The organism is Streptomyces sp. NPDC002884 (assembly GCF_040295245.1).
Lineage (GTDB): Bacteria > Actinomycetota > Actinomycetes > Streptomycetales > Streptomycetaceae > Streptomyces.
Window position 1 is genome coordinate 33,711 of the sequence record NZ_JBEOVB010000011.1, and the last position, 17,198, is coordinate 50,908.

Below are 17,198 nucleotides of genomic sequence, written 5' to 3' on the forward strand. Positions count from 1 at the left end.
TGGATTCCTCCTGGGGTTGACCAGGAAGAGACGCGGCCCTGCCCGGGCACCCGCGGAGGCTTCCACCGGTGCCCGGGCAGGGCGCAACAGCTTGAGTGATGTCCGAACTTCCTACCCAGAATGACCTGGGCAAGGTTCAGAGGGTCTGCGGACTCTCCCGCACTCTCAGCGCTGTGGCGCTCCCCTGTCGGAATATGAAGATGTACTGATACGGATGTACCGATACCCGATAAGTATGACCTGATACCGGGGTCAGACTACCGCTCGGTGGCCGCGAGCTGACCGCACGCCCCGTCGATCTCCTGGCCACGGGTGTCCCGGACCGTGACGGGCACCCCGTGCGCGGCGATCGCCTCGACGAACGCCTTCTCGTCCTCGGGCCGGGAAGCCGTCCACTTCGAACCCGGGGTCGGGTTGAGCGGGATCAGGTTGACGTGCACGGGCTTGCCGCGCAGCAGCCGCCCGAGCCGGTCACCACGCCAGGCCTGGTCGTTGATGTCGCGGATCAGCGCGTACTCGATGGACAGCCGGCGCCCGGACCGCTCGGTGTACTCGAACCCGGCGTCCAGCACCTCGCGCACCTTCCACCGCGTGTTCACGGGGACGAGGGTGTCGCGCAGCTCGTCGTCCGGCGCGTGCAGGGAGATCGCGAGCCGGCACTTGAAGCCCTCGTCGGAGAACCGGTGGATGGCAGGCACCAGCCCGACCGTCGACACGGTGATCCCCCGCTGCGAGAGCCCCAGCCCGTCCGGAGCCGGGTCGGTGAGCGCGCGGATGGATCCCACGACCCGCTTGTAGTTGGCGAGAGGCTCGCCCATCCCCATGAAGACGATGTTGGAGAGCCTGGCAGGACCCCCGGGCACCTCCCCGTCCCGCAGCGCCCGCATCCCGTCGACAATCTGGTGCACGATCTCGGCGGTGGACAGATTGCGGTCGAGACCCGCCTGCCCGGTCGCACAGAACGGGCAGTTCATCCCGCACCCGGCCTGCGAGCTGATGCACATCGTCACCCGGTCCGGGTAGCGCATCAGCACCGACTCCACGAGCGTGCCGTCGAACAGCCGCCACAGGGTCTTACGGGTGTTCCCCTGGTCCGTCGACAGATGCCGGACGACCGACATCAGATCCGGCAGCAGCGCCTCACGCAGCTTCTCGCGGGCACCGGCGGGGATGTCGGTCCACTCCGCCGGGTCGTGCGCGTAGCGCGCGAAGTAGTGCTGCGACAGCTGCTTGGCACGAAACGGCTTCTCCCCGATCTCCGCCACGACCTCCTTCCGCTCGGCGGGCGAGAGGTCGGCGAGATGCCGCGGCGGCTTCTGAGCTCCGCGGGGGGCGACGAAAGTAAGTTCTCCGGGCTTCGGCATAACCCTTCCAGTGTCGCAGATCGAATGGCATGGCCTCCGCCCCGAGCCAGGCGGCATGATCGCTGCCGGTCGGGTGCGGAGAACGGCGCACTCGTGAGGGTCAGGCACTCCACCACTCGTCGGTGCCGCAGCCGGCTTCTCGGTGCCGCAGCCGACTTCGTGCTGCCACCGGCCCTCCTCTCGCCGGTGGACCGGAAGTGCCCAGCGCCCTCGCCATCACCGCCCTCGCCATCGCCGCCCTCGCCCTCGCCCGGACATGCGTCGCCATCGGCCGGACATGGCAACGGGCCCCTCTCCTGAAGCGCGAAGCACAGGAAAGGGGCCCGCAGGAGCCGATCGGGCCGGAGTGGGTCAGCCGGAGCCCACGAACAGTACGAGCAGCAGCCACACCACGGGAGCCGTGGGCAGCAGCGAGTCCAGCCGGTCCATGATGCCCCCGTGGCCCGGAAGCAGCGTGCCCATGTCCTTGATGCCCAGGTCCCGCTTGATCATGGACTCGCCGAGGTCGCCGAGCGTGGCGCTGGCCGCGACCGCGAGGCCGAGCAGCAGGCCCTGCCACCAGGTGCCGTCGTCGATCACGAACTGCATCAGCAGCGCGCCGGCGACCATCGCGAACGACACCGCGCCGAGCAGGCCCTCGCGGGTCTTGCCCGGGCTGATGCGCGGGGCGAGCTTGGTCTTGCCGAAGCGCCAGCCGACGGCGTACGCGCCCGTGTCGCTGACGACCGTCAGGACCAGGAACGTCATGACGCGGAAGGCTCCGTCGTCGGCGGTGAGCATCAGGGCGACGAACGTGGCCAGGAACGGGACGTAGAAGGCCGCGAAGACGCCGGCCGTGACGTCCTTGAGGTAGCCCTCGGGCGGTTCGGTCATCCGCCAGACCAGCACCGCGAGCGCGGTGAGGGCCATGGCGACCCAGGCGCCCTCGGGACCCCGGACGTATCCGGCGACGACCATCGCCGCGCCGCCGACCGCGAGCGGCACGAGCGGCGCCTTGATGCCCTTGCGCTCCTGCAGCCTGCTGGTCAGCTCCCACAGGCCGACGACGACGGCCACGGCTATCACGCCGATGAACACGGCCTTGACGACGAACAGCGACGCGACGATCACTACGCCGAGCCCGACCCCGACTCCTATGGCCGCGCCCAGGTCTCGGCCCGCACTCTTCTTCTGCGGTGCGGGCGCCGGGTGAGAGGCGTCGGGCATGGGCTCCGGATTCTGCGGCACCGCCGCGTGGGGCTGTGCCGACGGTGTGTCGTGGCCGTGGGCGGCGTCGCCGTACGGCTGGGTGCCGTAGGGCCGGTCCGGGAACAAGGGGCCGCCCGACCGAGCGGCCCCCCGGTCGTCATCCTGGTTTCCGCCGTGCGCGGGTACGTCGGGGACGATGGGCATGGGGCGAGTCTGCTGCGCCTCAGGCGCATCGTACGCGGGACCCGCCGGGGCGGCCCCCTGGACAGGCCCCTGGGCGACGGGCCCCCAGTACCCGGCCCGCGACCCGGCGTGTGGCGGTGAGCCCCAGGAAGAGTCGTTCATCAGACCTCGAGCAGCTCCGCTTCCTTGTGCTTCAGGAGCTCGTCCACCTGGGCGACGTACTTCGCGGTGGTGTCGTCGAGCTCCTTCTCCGCACGGCGGCCCTCGTCCTCGCCGACCTCGCCGTCCTTGATCAGCTTGTCGATCGCGTCCTTGGCCTTGCGGCGGACGGCGCGGATGGACACCTTGGCGTCCTCGCCCTTGCCCTTGGCGACCTTGATGTAGTCGCGGCGGCGCTCCTCGGTCAGCTCGGGGAACACCACTCGGATGATGTTGCCGTCGTTGCTCGGGTTGACGCCCAGGTCGGAGTCGCGGATCGCCTGCTCGATGTTGCGCAGCGCGGTCTTGTCGAACGGGGTCACGACCGCCATGCGCGGCTCCGGCACGGAGAACGAAGCCAGCTGGTTGATCGGCGTCGGTGCGCCGTAGTAGTCGGCAACGATCTTGTTGAACATCGCCGGGTGCGCACGGCCGGTGCGGATCGCGGCGAAGTCCTCCTTGGCGACCACGACGGCCTTCTCCATCTTCTCCTCGGCCTCGAGGAGGGTCTCTTCGATCACCACTTGCTCCTGCGTGTCTTGAGTAGGCCCGGCTGCGGTTCCTTGCGGAGGCGGGCCGGCTGCGTCGCGTCTTCTTCCTGCACGGTTCCCGACCGGCAGGACATTGTCCATCCCCCGACCAGGGTCCGTCCCCGGTCAGGTGTTGTCGTACGAAACCGGGGTTCCACCGGTCAGGCCCGGCTGCCTTGCTCACCCACGAGCGTGCCGATCTTCTCACCCTTGACGGCGCGAGCGATATTGCCCTCGGTCAGAAGCTCGAAGACGAGGATCGGAAGCTTGTTGTCGCGGCACAGCGTGATCGCGGTCATGTCGGCGACCTTCAGGTCGCGGGTGATGACCTCGCCATAGCTGAGAGCGTCGAACTTGACGGCCGCCGGGTTGGTCTTCGGGTCGGAGTCGTAGACGCCGTCCACGCCGTTCTTGCCCATCAGCAGCGCCTCGGCGTCGATCTCCAGGGCGCGCTGGGCGGCGGTGGTGTCGGTGGAGAAGTACGGCATGCCCATCCCGGCGCCGAAGATGACCACGCGGCCCTTCTCCAGGTGCCGCACGGCGCGCAGCGGGATGTACGGCTCGGCGACCTGGCCCATGGTGATGGCGGTCTGCACGCGGCTGTCGATGCCCTCCTTCTCCAGGAAGTCCTGGAGGGCGAGGCAGTTCATGACCGTGCCGAGCATGCCCATGTAGTCCGAGCGGGCGCGGTCCATGCCGCGCTGCTGGAGCTCGGCGCCGCGGAAGAAGTTGCCGCCGCCGATCACGACCGCGATCTCGGCGCCGTCACGGACGACGGCGGCGATCTCACGGGCGATCTTGTGCACCACGTCGGGGTCCACGCCCAGGCCCCCGCCACCGGAGAATGCCTCCCCGGACAGCTTCAGCATGAACCGGCCGCGTAGTTTGCCGTCGTCGCTCTTCTGGGCCTTGGTGGTCATGGGAGATCCCGCCTCTTTCACGTGGTGCACATGCGAAGAAGGCCATTGCCGGTGGGGTGTTCCAACCCGTGCGCGGCAATGGCCTCCTCGTCAGATCTGCTGTCGTCCGTCACGCACGCGCGTGACGGCGTACCGGACGACTGCGTCCGACCCTATCGGGCCGGCGCGTCGATCGCGGCACGGACTCAGATGCCGACCTTGATGCGCGTGAAGCGCTTCAGGGTGACACCGGCCTCGTCCAGGATCTTCTGGACGGACTTCTTGTTGTCCAGCGCGTACGGCTGGCCGAGCAGCGTGGCGTCCTTGAAGAAGCCGTTGAGGCGACCCTCGACGATCTTCGGCAGGGCGGCCTCGGGCTTGCCCTCGGCGCGGGTGGTCTCCTCGGCGACGCGGCGCTCGGACTCGACGACGTCGGCCGGCACGTCCTCCTTGGAGAGGTACTTCGGCGCGAAGGCGGCGATGTGCTGGGCGATGCCCTTGGCGACGTCGGCGTTCGGCTTGTCCAGCTCGACGAGGACACCGATCTGCGGGGGCAGGTCGGGCATCGTGCGGTGCATGTACGCGGTCACGAAGCCGTCGGCGAACTGCGCGAAGCGGTCCAGCACGATCTTCTCGCCGAGGTTGGCGTTAGCCTCGTCCACGAACGCCTGGACGGTCTTGCCGGTCTCGATCTCGGACGCGAGCAGCGCCTCGAGGTCGGCCGGGGAGGTCTTGACGACGTGCTCGGCGATCGCGTTGGCGACGGCCTGGAACTTGTCACCCTTGGCGACGAAGTCCGTCTCGCACTTCAGCTCGACGAGGACGCCGGAGGAGTTGTCGTCGGCGATGATCGAGACCACGGCGCCGTTCTCGGCGGAGCGGCCCTCACGCTTGGCGACGCCCTTCTGGCCCTTGATCCGGAGCGCCTCGACGGCCTTGTCGACGCTGCCCTCGGCCTCGTCCAGCGCCTTCTTGCAGTCCATCATGCCGGCGCCGGTGAGCTCACGGAGCTTCTTGACGTCAGCGGCGGTGTAGTTCGCCATGATCTGTGAATCTCTCTCGGAGTTCGAAGTCTCGAAGATCGGGGGGCTGTGGGTGAACGGCGGGCGGCGCACTGGGCACCCCCCGCCGTCACTTCACCCCTGGGGCCGTACGGACGACCTGTCGACCGTACGGCCTACGGCCTGACTCAGGCCTGCTCGCCCTCGGCGGCCGGAGCGGCCTCGGCGGCGGGAGCCTCAGCAGCGGGGGCCTCGGCCTCGGCGGCGGGAGCCTCGGCGGCCGGGGCGTCGACGGCGGGGGCCTCGGCCTCAGCAGCGGCCTCGGCCGGCTTCTCGGCGGCCTCGTCCGTGGTCTCGGCGTCGGCCTTCTTCTCGCCCTCGAGCAGGTCGCGCTCCCACGCGGCCAGCGGCTCGCCGGCGGCCTTGTCACCCTTGTCGCCGGTGGCGACGCCGGAACGGGAGATGAGGCCCTCGGCGACGGCGTCGGCGATCACGCGGGTGAGCAGGGTGACGGAGCGGATCGCGTCGTCGTTGCCCGGGATCTTGTAGTCGACCTCGTCGGGGTCGCAGTTGGTGTCGAGGATGGCGACGACCGGGATGTTGAGCTTCCGGGCCTCGCCGACCGCGATGTGCTCCTTCTTGGTGTCCACGATCCAGACGGCGCTGGGCACCTTGGACATCTCGCGGATACCACCGAGGGTCTTCTCCAGCTTGGCCTTCTCACGCGAGAGGACCAGGAGCTCCTTCTTCGTCAGACCCGAGGCGGCGACGTCCTCGAAGTCGATGAGCTCGAGCTCCTTGAGGCGCTGAAGGCGCTTGTAGACGGTCGAGAAGTTGGTGAGCATGCCGCCCAGCCAGCGCTGGTTGACGTAGGGCATGCCGACGCGGGTGGCCTGCTCCGCGATGGCCTCCTGCGCCTGCTTCTTCGTACCGACGAACATGACCGTGCCGCCGTGGGCGACGGTCTCCTTGACGAACTCGTAGGCGCGGTCGATGTACGACAGCGACTGGAGCAGGTCGATGATGTAGATGCCGTTGCGCTCGGTGAAGATGAAGCGCTTCATCTTCGGGTTCCAGCGACGGGTCTGGTGACCGAAGTGGACGCCGCTTTCCAGCAGCTCCCGCATCGTGACGACGGCCATGGCCGTTCTCCTTGAGTTTCTCGGTTGTGCCGCGGGGGCCGGACGGCTCCCGCGCCTGACGCCCGCTGTGCGCCGAGCCACGAAGGACCGAGGGGCGCGGATACCGAGGGACCGACCGTGACCGGCCCCCGATACCGGGGCGTGCGAAGTCGACCCGGTGACCCGGATCGCCAGAAGAAGTGTACGGGACCGGCGAGGCAGCGGGTGACGCCGCTGTCCACAACCGCGGGGTGGTCCACAGACCCCGGCCGGGGCCGCGGGAACACGGAACGGTGTCGCCATGCACGCACAGCGATTCACGGCCCTGCTGCCGGTCCTGTCGATCATGACGGTGGTCTCGGTGGCGTGGGCGGACCCACAGGTCGCCACCGGAGCCCGGGCGCTCCCCCCGCCGCCCGTCCCGGCGATCGGCCGGGCCTGGCCGGTGGGCACCCGTCCGGCGGTGCTACGCGGCTGGGAGCCCCCGGCGAGTCCCTACGCCCGCGGCCACCGAGGCGTCGACCTCGCGGCCGCGCCGGACGCTCCGGTACGGGCGGTGGCGGCCGGCCGGGTGTCCTTCGCGGGCCGGGTCGCGGGCCGGGGCGTCGTCTCGGTGGAACTGTCGGCGTCGGGCCGGCCGCCCCTGCGGACCACCTACGAGCCGGTACGGGCGTCGGTGCGCAAGGGCGACGAGGTGGCGCCGGGCCAGGTCGTCGGCACGGTGGAGCCGACGGGCTCGCACTGCGCCCGCACGTGCGTGCACTGGGGGCTGCTGAGCGGCGAGACCTATCTGGACCCGCTGTCGCTGCTGCCCCCGTGGCTACGGCGGAGCGGCCCGTCGCGACTGCTGCCGGTGCTCGGCGTACCCCTACCGTGACTCGACCCTGCCGGGCTCAGCCCTGCGGTGACTCGGTCCTACCGTGGCTCGGTCCTGCCAGGCTCGGCTCTGCCGTGGCTCGGCTCTGCCGTGGCTCGGTCCTGCTGCTTCTCGGTCCTGCGGTGACTCAGCTCTGCCGTGGCTCGGTCCTGCTGCTACTCGGCCCTGCGGTGACTCAGCCCTGCCGTGGCTCGGTCCTGCCGGGGGCAGCCCTGCCGTGACTCGACCCTGCCGCGGCTCAGCCCTACCGTGACTCGGCCCCGCCGGGGTCAGCCCCGGACGCCCCTCAGCACCATTCCCACCGCGGCGTCCGTGATCGCCGAGGGATCCTCCGCGGCCCCGAGCTCGATCCGCCGCACCGCCGCGTCCACCACGCCCTGCAGCAGCATCGCCGCCAGCCGGGGCTCCGCGTGCCCCAGTTCCGCCAGCGCCGCCCCGATCATCGCCACCAGCCCGCCGTGCGCCGCCCGGATCTTCTCCCGGGCCCCCGCGTCCAGCTCGCTCGCCGAGATCGCCACGACGGCCCGGTGCCGCCGGTCCCCCACCAGAGCGAGCTGCCGGCGGACATAGGCCTCGACCTTGGCCTCGGCCCCGTCGGCCGCGGCCATGGCCGCCTCGACCTCCGCCGTCCACACGGGGAAGTCGACCTCGCACAGTTCCTCGACCACGGCGGCCCGGGACCGGAAGTACTCGTACACGGACGAGCGCGCGAGACCCGTGCGCTCGGCGAGGGCAGGGAAGGTCAGCGCTTCCGTCCCGCCCTCGGACAACAGGGAGCGTGCCGCGTCCAGCAGGGCGGCACGCTGCATCGACCGGTGCTCGGCCACGGAGGCCGCTCGAATCCTTGGCACGTCGACCACTCTACGGACGCTCCACCCCCGGCGGGAGGGACTCCGCCCGCACTTCCGTCGTCCGGCCGGGCCGGTCCGGCCCGTTCAGCGGCCGAAGCTCGCCAGTTTCGCGCGCAGCTGGAGGACGGACTTGGTGTGGATCTGGCTGACCCGGCTCTCGGTCACGCCCAGCACGTTCCCGATCTCGGCGAGCGTCAGGCCCTCGTAGTAGTAGAGCGTGACGACCGTCTTCTCCCGGTCGGGCAGTGTGTTGATCGCCCGTGCGAGGAACCGTCTGAGCTCCCGGTCCTCGGCCACCTCCACGGGGTTGTCCGCGGCGGTGTCCTCCAGCGTGTCCATGAAGCTGAGGCCGTCCCCGTCCTCCCCTCCGACGTGCAGCAGCTCCTCCAGTGCCACCACGTTGGCCAGCGACAACTGACTGAACACGGCGTGCAGTTCGTCCACCGCGATGCCCAGCTCGGCTGCCACCTCGCACTCCGAGGGGGTCCGCCGCAGCCGCGCCTCCAGCGTCGCGTAGGCCCGCTCGACGTTGCGCGCCTTCTGCCGCACCGACCGCGGGATCCAGTCCAGCGCCCGGAGCTCGTCGATCATCGCGCCCCGGATCCGGGTGATCGCGTAGGTCTCGAACTTGATCTCTCTTCCGATGTCGAACTTCTCGATCGCGTCGATCAGTCCGAAGACCCCGGAGGACACGAAGTCGGCCTGCTCCACATTGGGCGGCAGGCCGACGCTCACCCGGCCCGCCACGTACTTCACCAGCGGTGAGTAGTGCAGGATCAGCTGCTCCCGCAGCCGTTCGTCCCCCGTCGCCTTGTACGACCGCCACAGCTCGTCGAGTGTCGAGGGAGCGGGCGGTCGCACGCTGCCGCCGTCACGGGCGGCTGGGGTGATCGCCGCCCGGTCGGACCCGGAGGTGTGCTGGGGCATTCGTCGCCTTGTGCCGTTCTGCCGTGAAGTGCGTGAGGTGGGTACCGCGTGGTGCAGAGGTGCCGTTCTGTGCCGGAATCCTCGTGAGCGTAGCGTGACTGCGGTGTCGCGGTGCGCGAAGGGCGTGCCCGGACCGGTGCGCAGATACGTTCCGCTGGACGCACTCCGGGGTCACGGCGGTCACGGCGGTCGACCCCGGGGGTAGGTCAACTACCGGAATCCCCAAGGCTTTCGGCGTTCCCCCGGACGGCCGAACACCGTGCGTCAACACGGGCGTCGACCCCCTCGAACGGAGACCACCGCCTGGCGTGTCAACTTCCAGCCGTCGCCGTGTCGTTCGACGTAGCCGAGCGCCCTGAGCTCGTACAGCCTCGCGATCGCGTCGTCCGGTGTGGTCCGGGCCTCGCGGGCGACCTCGTCGACCGCCGCGGGTCTGCGGGCGGGCAGCGCGGCCAGGACCCGCCGGGCAGCCGGCTCCAGCAGATCGCGCGGCAGCTCGGGGCCACGCCGGTCGGGGGCCAGCTCGCCCATGTCGCCGACCAGTTCGACGACCTCCGCGGCGTCGGTGACCAGCACGGCCTCTCCCCGCAGCAGTTCGTGCACACCTGCGGAGAGACCACTCGTGGCCGGCCCCGGCACCCCCATCGTGTGCCGGCCCAGCCGCAGGGCCGCCCGAGCGGTGACCAGCGAGCCGCTGCGGTAGGCGGCCTCGACGACGACCGTGCCCCGGGTGAGCGCGGCGATCACCCGGTTGCGCAGGATGAACCTGCTCGGGGTCGGATGGTCGCCGGGCGGCAACTCGCCGATCACCAGTCCCTGTTCGGCGATCCTGTCGAGCAGCGCCGTATGGCCGCGCGGGTAGGGCTGGTCGACCCCGCAGGCGAGGACGGCGACGGTGGCGCCGCCCGCGCCGAGGGCGCCCCGGTGGGCGGCGCCGTCCACCCCGTAGGCGCCGCCCGACACCACCACCCAGCCCTGCTCGGCGAGGCCGGCGGAGAGGGTGGCCGCCATGTGGGCGCCGTACTCGGTGCAGGCGCGGGCACCGACGACGGCGACCGACCGCAGCGCCCACATCCGCAGGCTGGGCCGACCCCGCACCCAGAGCCCGAGCGGCCGGGCGTCCCCGAGTTCGTCCAGCGTCCCCGGCCACTCGGCGTCCCCCGGGCACACGAACCGCACCCCGGCCTCCCGGGCGACGGCCAGATCCCGCTCCGGCTCGGCCTGCTGGGCCCGCGCCCGCAAGCCGGCCCAGCGCCGCGCGGTCACCCCCGGCAGCGGCTCCCCGTCCTCCCGCAGCCGCCGCACCACCTCCGGCACGCCCCGCTCCCGCACCCACTGCCCGCCCACCTCGTCGCCGGGCTCGAGGACCCGCCCGAGGAAGACCCGGGCGAGCCGCTCGCCGGACGGTTCGCCGCCGCCGCTCACGTCAGGGCCCCGAGGGCCATCGGCACGCCGCGCGGCACCCCCGTGCGCAGTTGCAGGGCCAGGTTCACGTCCATCGCGCCGGGCCGGTCGTGACCGACCAGGTCGGCGACGGTCCAGGCGACGCGCAACACCCGGTCGAGTCCCCGGGCGGTCAGCACCCCGCGCTCCAGGCTGCGCTCCGCCTCGTCCATGGCGCCGATCGCGGCATGCCAGCGGTTGCGCAGCTCCCGCCCCGGCACCTCGCTGTTGGTCCGCCACGGAGTGCCCGCCAGCCGGGCCGCCGCCCGTTCCCTGGCGGCCCTGACCCGGTCGGCGACGACCGCCGTGGACTCGCCTCCGGGACCGCGGTGCGCGAGGTCGGCCCGGCTGACCGGGTCGACCTCGACGCGCAGGTCGACGCGGTCGAGCAGCGGGCCGGAGAGCCGCGCCTGGTAGCGGCGGATCGCGGAGGGCGGGCACTCGCACAGGGTGTCCCGCTGCGAGAACCGGCCGCACGGGCAGGGGTTCGCCGCGAGCACCATCAGGAAGCGTGCCGGGAACCGCACCACTCCGGCGCTGCGCGCGATCACCACGTGCCCGGCTTCCAGGGGCTGCCGCAGGGCGTCGAGGGCGTGGCTGCCGAACTCGGGGGTCTCGTCGAGGAAGAGCACTCCCCGGTGGGCCAGCGAGACGGCCCCGGGCCGGGCGAACCCTGCCCCGCCCCCGACCAGCGACTGCATCGTGGCCGAGTGGTGCGGGGCGCAGTACGGGGCCACGTCGATGAGGGGCTTGCCCGGCGGGAGCAGCCCGGCCACCGAGTGGACCGCGGTGACCTCCAGCGACTCCTGCCGGCTCAGCCGGGGCAGTACGGCGGGCAGGCGCTCGGCGAGCATGGTCTTGCCGGTCCCGGGCGGTCCTTCCAGGAAGAGATGGTGTCCGCCGGCCGCGGCCACCTCGACCGCGGTCCGTGCCGAGCACTGTCCGACCACGTCCGCGAGGTCGTGCTCCTGTTCCTGATGGGCGGCGCCCATGCTGTGCATCCCGGTGGCCGCTCCCGTGCCGGGCATCCGCAGGCCGGCCAGGAGCGGATCCGGGCGGCCCGCCTCGTCCGGTTCCTCCTCGGGCACCGGTTCGTCGGCGAGGACGGCGATCAGCTGCCGCAGGCTGCGCACCCCGAGCACGGACACGCCGGGGACCAGCGCCGCCTCGGCGGCGGCGCACTCGGGCACGACCACCTGCTCGTATCCGGCCTCGGCCGCGGCCAGCACCGCGGGCAGGATGCCCCGGACCGGGCGCACCCGTCCGTCCAGGCCGAGCTCTCCGATCATGACGATGTCGGCGAGCACCCGCGGGTCGATCCGTTCGGCCGCGCCGAGCACCGCGCTGGCGATGGCCAGATCGAAGCCGCTGCCGCCTTTGGGCACCGATGCCGGGCTGAGTCCGACGGTGAGCTTCTTCTGCGGCCATTCGCCGCCCGAGTTCACCACCGCCGCCCGTACCCGGTCCCGGCTCTCGGTCAGGCTCTTGTCCGGCAGCCCCACCAGCGTGAACGCCGCCACTCCCGGTTCGAGGTCGGCCTGCACCTCGACGAGGACCCCTTCGACGCCCACCAGCGCCACCGAGCACGTACGCGCGAAGCCCATCTCAGGCCACCCCCCGCGCGTGCTCGACGACGGCCGCGCCTCGGCGGGGCAGGAGGACGCCGATCAGATCGATGCGGACGCCGCCCGGCGGGGCTCCTCCGTGCGCCTGGATCCACCGTTCGGCCAGGGAGCGCAGGCGTTCGGCCTTCTCGGGCGTCACCGAGGCCATCGGGTGCTGGAATCCGCCGCCGCTGCGGGTCTTCACCTCGCAGACGACCAGGACGTCGCCGTCCCTCGCGACGATGTCGATCTCGCCGGTCCTGCCGCAGCGCCAGTTGCGCTCCAGGACCGTCATCCCGGTCTCGACCAGCCGCCGTGCGGCCAGTTCCTCGCCGTACCTGCCGAGTGCGCCTCGGGCCAGATCCGTGTTCGTGTCCATGTGGGCACCACCTCCGGCACCCACGCTCACGCATCCGCCGCCGCGGAAAGGATCTTGGTGGAGAACCCGGCGGCTGTGGAAAACCCCGTCACCCGCACGAGCGCTCCACGAAGGGGATCAGCTCCCGGGAAGCTCCAGATCGCTCTTGTTGAGCTCCTCGATGTTCACGTCCTTGAACGTGAGCACCCGCACCTGCTTCACGAACCGGGCCGGCCTGTACATGTCCCACACCCAGGCGTCCGCCATCGACACCTCGAAGAACACCTCACCCTGGACCGAGTGCACCTGCATCTCGTAGTCGTTGGTGAGGTAGAAACGCCGCTCGGTCTCGATCACGTATTTGAACAGACCGACGACATCGCGGTACTCCCGGTAGAGCTTCAGCTCCATCTCGGTCTCGTACTTCTCGAGGTCCTCGGCGCTCATGGCATGTTCCCCTTCAGCCGTGCGATCTCCCCATTGTGCGCCAGTCCCGCGCGCCCCTAGACGATTTCCGTGTCCAGGGTGACGGGTCCGGCCGGAGGACCTTCGTCGAGCAGCGTGCGCAGCAGCTCGGCGAGTCTGGTCGGATACACCGTCTCATGTGCCCGGGTCAGTTCCTGACACGTCCACCAGCGCGCTCCGGCGACACTGCGCCGTTCCAGTTCGGTCAGGGCCGTGGCACGGGTCGCCGTGACCGTCGTACGGGCCAGGTAGTACCACTCGTCCTGGTCCCAGCGGCGGCCGGCGAAGGGGAAGGAGCACATCCGCCGCCACAGCACCGGGCCGAGCTCGACCTCGGCGATGCCGGTCTCCTCGACGAGTTCCCGCAGAGCCGCCTCCTCACGGGTCTCGTCGCCCTCCACCCCGCCACCGGGGGTGAACCACCAGTTGTCGGCGGGGTCGTCCGGCTCATGACCGTGCAGCAGGAGGATGCGGTCCTGCGGGTCGAGGAGGACGACCCGGGCGACCTTGCGCAGCCCGCCCTCGTAGGAGTCGACGCCCGCGCCGGTCGGCTCGTCCGTGGGGTCAGCGGGCACCGGCCGCCTCCGGCCGGGCACGGCGGCCGGACGTCCGCTTGGCGATCGGGCCGTAGGCCGCGCCACCGAGGACCAGCACACCACCGGCGACGATCAGCCAGCCGATCGTGCCCAGCGGGCCCGGCTGGGAGAGGGCGCCGAGCGCCTTGAAGCCCGTGGGGCGCTCCAGCATGCCCTTCATGGGCCAGACGACGGCGTCGACCCGGGCCGCGACGGCGCTGCGCGCGACCGTGCCCTGGGCCGCGTCCGTGAGGTGGGCGGTGGAGTCCAGGGAGCCCTCCCGCTCGTCGCCGAGCAGGAACAGCCTGCCGTCCGGGACCTTCACGGTCGGGACGTTCTTGTTCTCGGCGAGGCTGCCCGCGGGCAGATACGGTTCCTCGATCTGCTTGCCGTTGACGGTCAGCTTGCCGTCGGTGCAGCAGGAGACCGTGTCGCCGCCGACCGCGACGACCCTCTTGACCACGGGCGCGTTGCTCGCCCAGGTCTTGTCGGTGAAGACGACGACGTCCCCGCGGCGCACCTCGTCGCCGTCGACGCGCTGGGCCAGCACCCGGTCGCCTGCGGCGATCGTCGGGCTCATGGAACTGGTGGGCACGGTGTACGGCCGGTAGATCAGGGCTCCCCAGCCGAATCCGCCGAGGAACAGCACGAGGCCCAGTGCGACGGCCAGTCCGGACAGGCGCTGTCCGGTCCGGCTGCCCACCGGGCCACTGCTGGTGCCACCGCCGCTGTGCGGGGCCGTACGTGTCGTGCTCTCGCCACCCATGGATCCGCACCCTACCCGGCGGTACCGAACCGGGTCAGCCCTTCTTCGCCGGTCTTCCCAAGCCTTGGTCACAAGCTTGGGAAAGGGTTTGCCGAGTGGCGGCCGGCGCGGAAGCCGGAAGGTCAGCGGGCCGCGGAGTCCTCGGTGCGCCGACGACGCCACAGGACCACCGGGACGACACCGACGAACGCGAGGCCCTGCGGGGCGACCGTCAGCGCCGCGGACGCCGCGGACTGGGTGTTCAGACCGTCCTGGTCGAAGGTGTCCGGCACCGGCAGCGTGCCCCAGCGGGTGATCGGCCAGGCCTTGACGACGGCACGGCCGACGACCTGGTCGACGGGGACCATGCCGTGGTTCTTGTCCGACTGGTTGTAACGCGAGTCGCGCGAGTTCTGACGGTGGTCGCCCATGACCCAGATGAAGCCCTTGGGCACCTTCACGGTGAACTGGCCGCCCTGGTCGTCCTGGCTGCACGGGGTGTTGCCGGGGTAGACGTACGGCTCGTTGAGCGCCTTGCCGTTGACCGTGAGCGGGCCCGTGCCCTTGCACGAGATGGTGTCGCCACCGACGCCGACGACCCGCTTGATCAGGTCCTTCTCCTCGGCGGACGGCATCAGGCCGATCCAGCTGAGGACGGTCTGGAAGGCGTTCGGATCGACGGTGGCCTCGCCCGCCAGCCAGTTGTCGGGGTCGTGGAAGACGACGACCTCGCCGCGCTCCGGCTCGGAACCGAACCACGGGGTCAGCTTGTCGACGAGGACCCGGTCGCCCTCCTTGAGGGTGTTCTCCATCGAGGCGGACGGGATGGAGAACGCCTGCACCAGGAAGGTCTTGATCAGCAGCGCGAGGACGAGCGCGATACCGATCAGGATCGGCAGCTCCTTCCAGAAGGAGCGGGGCTTCTTCGGCTTCGGGGCCGGGCCGCCCGACCCCTCGCCGCCGGTCCGGGGCGGCTCGTCCGCCGGCGGGCCGTCGCCGCCCGCCGCCGGGTCACTCCCGGAGGTCACGGCGCTGTCGGAAGCCGGGTCGGCGGCTTCCACGGGATGACCGCGGTGCTCCTCGCCGTCGTGCCCGGACCGTGCGCCAACCGCCACATCCCCCACGCCAACTCCTCACTCTGTGCCACTGCCTGCCCCACGTACGACGCAGGACCACCACTCCCATAACGAGCGGGAGTTCCGCAGGGCTCGGGAGTTGTCCAACGGATCCGTTCGGATCGCCGGGAGCAACCCTATGCGACAGCTGGGCGGACGCGGTCGCCGTGGCGGCCGAGCCGGTCACGGACGCAAAAGTTTGCGGTTCCTTGAGGCGGACCCAGTGACCCAGCGGCCAGGCGATGACCATGGCCCGCCCCACCACCTCGTCCTCCGAGACGGTGCCGCCGTAGTCGGTGTTCTGGTGGGCCCGGGAGTCGGCGGAGTTGGCCCGGTGGTCGCCCATCACCCACAGCCGCCCCTGGGGGACGGTGATGTCGAACGACGTGCTGGAGGGGTCGTTGCCGGGATACAGATACGCCCCCTCCTCCAGGGGCACGCCGTTGACGGTGACCCGCCCCTGGGTGTCACAGCACACGACGCGGTCGCCGCCCACGCCGACCACCCGCTTGATGAGGTCCTTCTCGTTGTCGGACGGCAGCAGACCGATGAAGGTGAGCCCTTCCTTGATCTGCTTGACGACGACCGGGTCCTCCTTCTTGGCGGTGGTCTGCTCGTCGTTGAGCCAGCCTCCGGGGTCCTTGAAGACGACGACGTCCCCGCGCTCGGGCTTGGAGCCGAACCACGGGGTGAACTTGTCGACCAGGACACGGTCGCCGATCCGGATCGTCTGCTCCATGGAGCCGGACGGGATCACGAAGGCCTGCACGAGGAACGTCTTCAGGACCAGCGCTATCAGAACGGCGACGCCGACCAGCAGCGGTATCTCCCGGACGGCCGAGCGCCTGCGCTTGCGCTTGACCTTGCGCTGGAGCTTGCGCCGCTCCGCGCGCGTACGGCCGCTGCCCGAGCTGGAGGTGCGCCGGGCGCCGGTGGGCAGCAGGTTGTCCGCGGCGCTGGTCGGGATGCCGCGCGGCCTGCCGCGGTTACCCACGGGCGCCCTCCGCGCCGGGCACCCGCGCGTAGGCGCTCGGGCGGGACAGGCGGGTGAGGTGCGCGTAGGGCCAGAGGATCCAGTCGGCGCGGCCGATCACCCGGTCGACGGGGATCATGCCGCCGCCCGGCGAGCCGAGGTGGTCCCGGGAGTCACGGGAGTGACTGCGGTGGTCACCGAGGACGAACAGGGTGCCGTCGGGCACGACCACGTCGAAGTCCACCGTGGACGCACGGTCGCCGGGATACAGGAACGTCGACTCGTCGACCGACCGGCCGTTCACCTTGATCCTCCCCTCCTTGTCGCAGCAGACCACGTGATCTCCCCCTACACCCACGACGCGCTTGATGTAGTCGAAGTTCCCGAAGTACCCGGTGCCGTCGAACACCACGACATCGCCGCGCCGCGGCTCGGCACCGAAACGGTACGCCAACTTATTTACGAGAACGCGGTCGCCGATCCTCAATCCGTTTTCCATGGATCCGCTGGGAATCTGGAATGGTTGTGCCACGAATGCGTTGAGGGCCAGCAAAAACAGCAGGCAGATCAGCAGGGTCAGACTGATCCGGCCGCCCGGGAGCCACCCCGTGATCCGCGCCGCCAACGCGAAACGCGACCGTCCCTCCGGTCCCTCCGCCTCCCGGGTCGTCTCCTGGGAGACGTCCGCGGGAACGGAAGGGTGGGAGGAGCGGTCGCGCTCCGTCGTCGGCTGAGCTTCGGTGTCCATCGGGGCCAGATGCTATCCGGCCGCTCTATGAAC

The 17,198-nt window shown here is 70.9% G+C and carries 18 protein-coding genes; 1 reads left to right on the plus strand and 17 read right to left on the minus strand.

Translation table 11 applies throughout. The annotated features are described in order from the left end of the window. Positions 1 to 257: 257 nt before the first annotated feature. From rlmN to rpsB, 6 genes are all read right to left on the minus strand, one after another. Positions 258 to 1,364 carry a dual-specificity RNA methyltransferase RlmN gene (gene rlmN, locus ABT070_RS22655; protein WP_351763444.1) on the minus strand — a complete coding sequence of 369 codons (1,107 nt, stop codon included), beginning with the start codon at positions 1,362 to 1,364 and terminating at the stop codon, positions 258 to 260. 351 nt (positions 1,365 to 1,715) lie between these two features. Next, the gene (locus tag ABT070_RS22660) at positions 1,716 to 2,897 is read right to left on the minus strand and encodes a phosphatidate cytidylyltransferase (RefSeq protein ID WP_351763446.1); all 1,182 of its coding nucleotides are present in this window, start codon (positions 2,895 to 2,897) and stop codon (positions 1,716 to 1,718) included. Continuing rightward, positions 2,897 to 3,454 (minus strand): ribosome recycling factor, encoded by a 558-nt coding sequence (gene frr / locus ABT070_RS22665; RefSeq protein WP_020128692.1) that lies wholly within the window; start codon positions 3,452 to 3,454, stop codon positions 2,897 to 2,899. The genes ABT070_RS22660 and frr overlap by 1 nt, the downstream gene beginning before the upstream one ends. Before the next feature lie 170 nt (positions 3,455 to 3,624). Continuing rightward, a complete protein-coding gene (gene pyrH, locus ABT070_RS22670; RefSeq protein WP_351763448.1) occupies positions 3,625 to 4,383 on the minus strand; it encodes a UMP kinase in 759 nt (252 codons plus the stop codon). Between the two features lie 185 nt (positions 4,384 to 4,568). Beyond that, complete coding sequence (gene tsf, locus ABT070_RS22675; protein WP_351763450.1) at positions 4,569 to 5,405, minus strand: translation elongation factor Ts; 837 nt, start codon at positions 5,403 to 5,405, stop codon at positions 4,569 to 4,571. 146 nt (positions 5,406 to 5,551) lie between these two features. Further along, positions 5,552 to 6,505: a 30S ribosomal protein S2 gene (gene rpsB / locus ABT070_RS22680; protein WP_351763452.1), complete on the minus strand. Its 954-nt coding sequence runs from the start codon at positions 6,503 to 6,505 to the stop codon at positions 5,552 to 5,554. Positions 6,506 to 6,785: 280 nt separating this feature from the next. On the opposite strand from rpsB, the gene ABT070_RS22685 reads away from it, so the two are divergent. Further along, entirely contained in the window at positions 6,786 to 7,361 is a 576-nt protein-coding gene (locus tag ABT070_RS22685; RefSeq protein ID WP_351763454.1) for a M23 family metallopeptidase, read from the plus strand. Positions 7,362 to 7,630: 269 nt separating this feature from the next. On the opposite strand, the gene ABT070_RS22690 is transcribed toward ABT070_RS22685, so the two are convergent. The 11 genes from ABT070_RS22690 to lepB (ABT070_RS22740) all read right to left on the minus strand — a co-directional run bounded on the left by ABT070_RS22690 (position 7,631) and on the right by lepB (ABT070_RS22740) (position 17,165). After that, positions 7,631 to 8,188 (minus strand): TetR/AcrR family transcriptional regulator, encoded by a 558-nt coding sequence (locus ABT070_RS22690; protein ID WP_351763762.1) that lies wholly within the window; start codon positions 8,186 to 8,188, stop codon positions 7,631 to 7,633. 108 nt (positions 8,189 to 8,296) lie between these two features. After that, on the minus strand, positions 8,297 to 9,139 hold the full coding sequence (gene whiG, locus ABT070_RS22695; protein WP_307165625.1) for an RNA polymerase sigma factor WhiG: 843 nt from the start codon (positions 9,137 to 9,139) through the stop codon (positions 8,297 to 8,299). A 264-nt stretch (positions 9,140 to 9,403) separates the two neighbouring features. Beyond that, positions 9,404 to 10,564 (minus strand): DNA-processing protein DprA, encoded by a 1,161-nt coding sequence (gene dprA, locus ABT070_RS22700; protein ID WP_351763456.1) that lies wholly within the window; start codon positions 10,562 to 10,564, stop codon positions 9,404 to 9,406. Beyond that, positions 10,561 to 12,186 carry a YifB family Mg chelatase-like AAA ATPase gene (locus ABT070_RS22705; protein WP_351763458.1) on the minus strand — a complete coding sequence of 542 codons (1,626 nt, stop codon included), beginning with the start codon at positions 12,184 to 12,186 and terminating at the stop codon, positions 10,561 to 10,563. The genes dprA and ABT070_RS22705 overlap by 4 nt, the downstream gene beginning before the upstream one ends. 1 nt (position 12,187) lies before the next feature. Further along, positions 12,188 to 12,595: a YraN family protein gene (locus ABT070_RS22710; protein WP_351763460.1), complete on the minus strand. Its 408-nt coding sequence runs from the start codon at positions 12,593 to 12,595 to the stop codon at positions 12,188 to 12,190. Between the two features lie 87 nt (positions 12,596 to 12,682). Next, the gene (locus ABT070_RS22715; protein WP_005311352.1) at positions 12,683 to 12,991 is read right to left on the minus strand and encodes a DUF2469 domain-containing protein; all 309 of its coding nucleotides are present in this window, start codon (positions 12,989 to 12,991) and stop codon (positions 12,683 to 12,685) included. 56 nt (positions 12,992 to 13,047) lie between these two features. Next, positions 13,048 to 13,584, minus strand: coding sequence for an NUDIX hydrolase (locus ABT070_RS22720; protein ID WP_351763462.1), 537 nt, complete (start codon positions 13,582 to 13,584; stop codon positions 13,048 to 13,050). Further along, positions 13,574 to 14,350: a signal peptidase I gene (gene lepB / locus ABT070_RS22725; protein WP_351763464.1), complete on the minus strand. Its 777-nt coding sequence runs from the start codon at positions 14,348 to 14,350 to the stop codon at positions 13,574 to 13,576. Before lepB (ABT070_RS22725) ends, ABT070_RS22720 begins: the two co-directional genes overlap by 11 nt. 122 nt (positions 14,351 to 14,472) lie before the next feature. Then, positions 14,473 to 15,453, minus strand: coding sequence for a signal peptidase I (gene lepB, locus ABT070_RS22730; RefSeq protein ID WP_351763466.1), 981 nt, complete (start codon positions 15,451 to 15,453; stop codon positions 14,473 to 14,475). Further along, on the minus strand, positions 15,341 to 16,438 hold the full coding sequence (gene lepB / locus ABT070_RS22735; RefSeq protein WP_351763468.1) for a signal peptidase I: 1,098 nt from the start codon (positions 16,436 to 16,438) through the stop codon (positions 15,341 to 15,343). Before lepB (ABT070_RS22735) ends, lepB (ABT070_RS22730) begins: the two co-directional genes overlap by 113 nt. Beyond that, positions 16,431 to 17,165 (minus strand): signal peptidase I, encoded by a 735-nt coding sequence (gene lepB / locus ABT070_RS22740; protein WP_351763470.1) that lies wholly within the window; start codon positions 17,163 to 17,165, stop codon positions 16,431 to 16,433. The genes lepB (ABT070_RS22735) and lepB (ABT070_RS22740) overlap by 8 nt, the downstream gene beginning before the upstream one ends. Positions 17,166 to 17,198 lie beyond the last annotated feature (33 nt).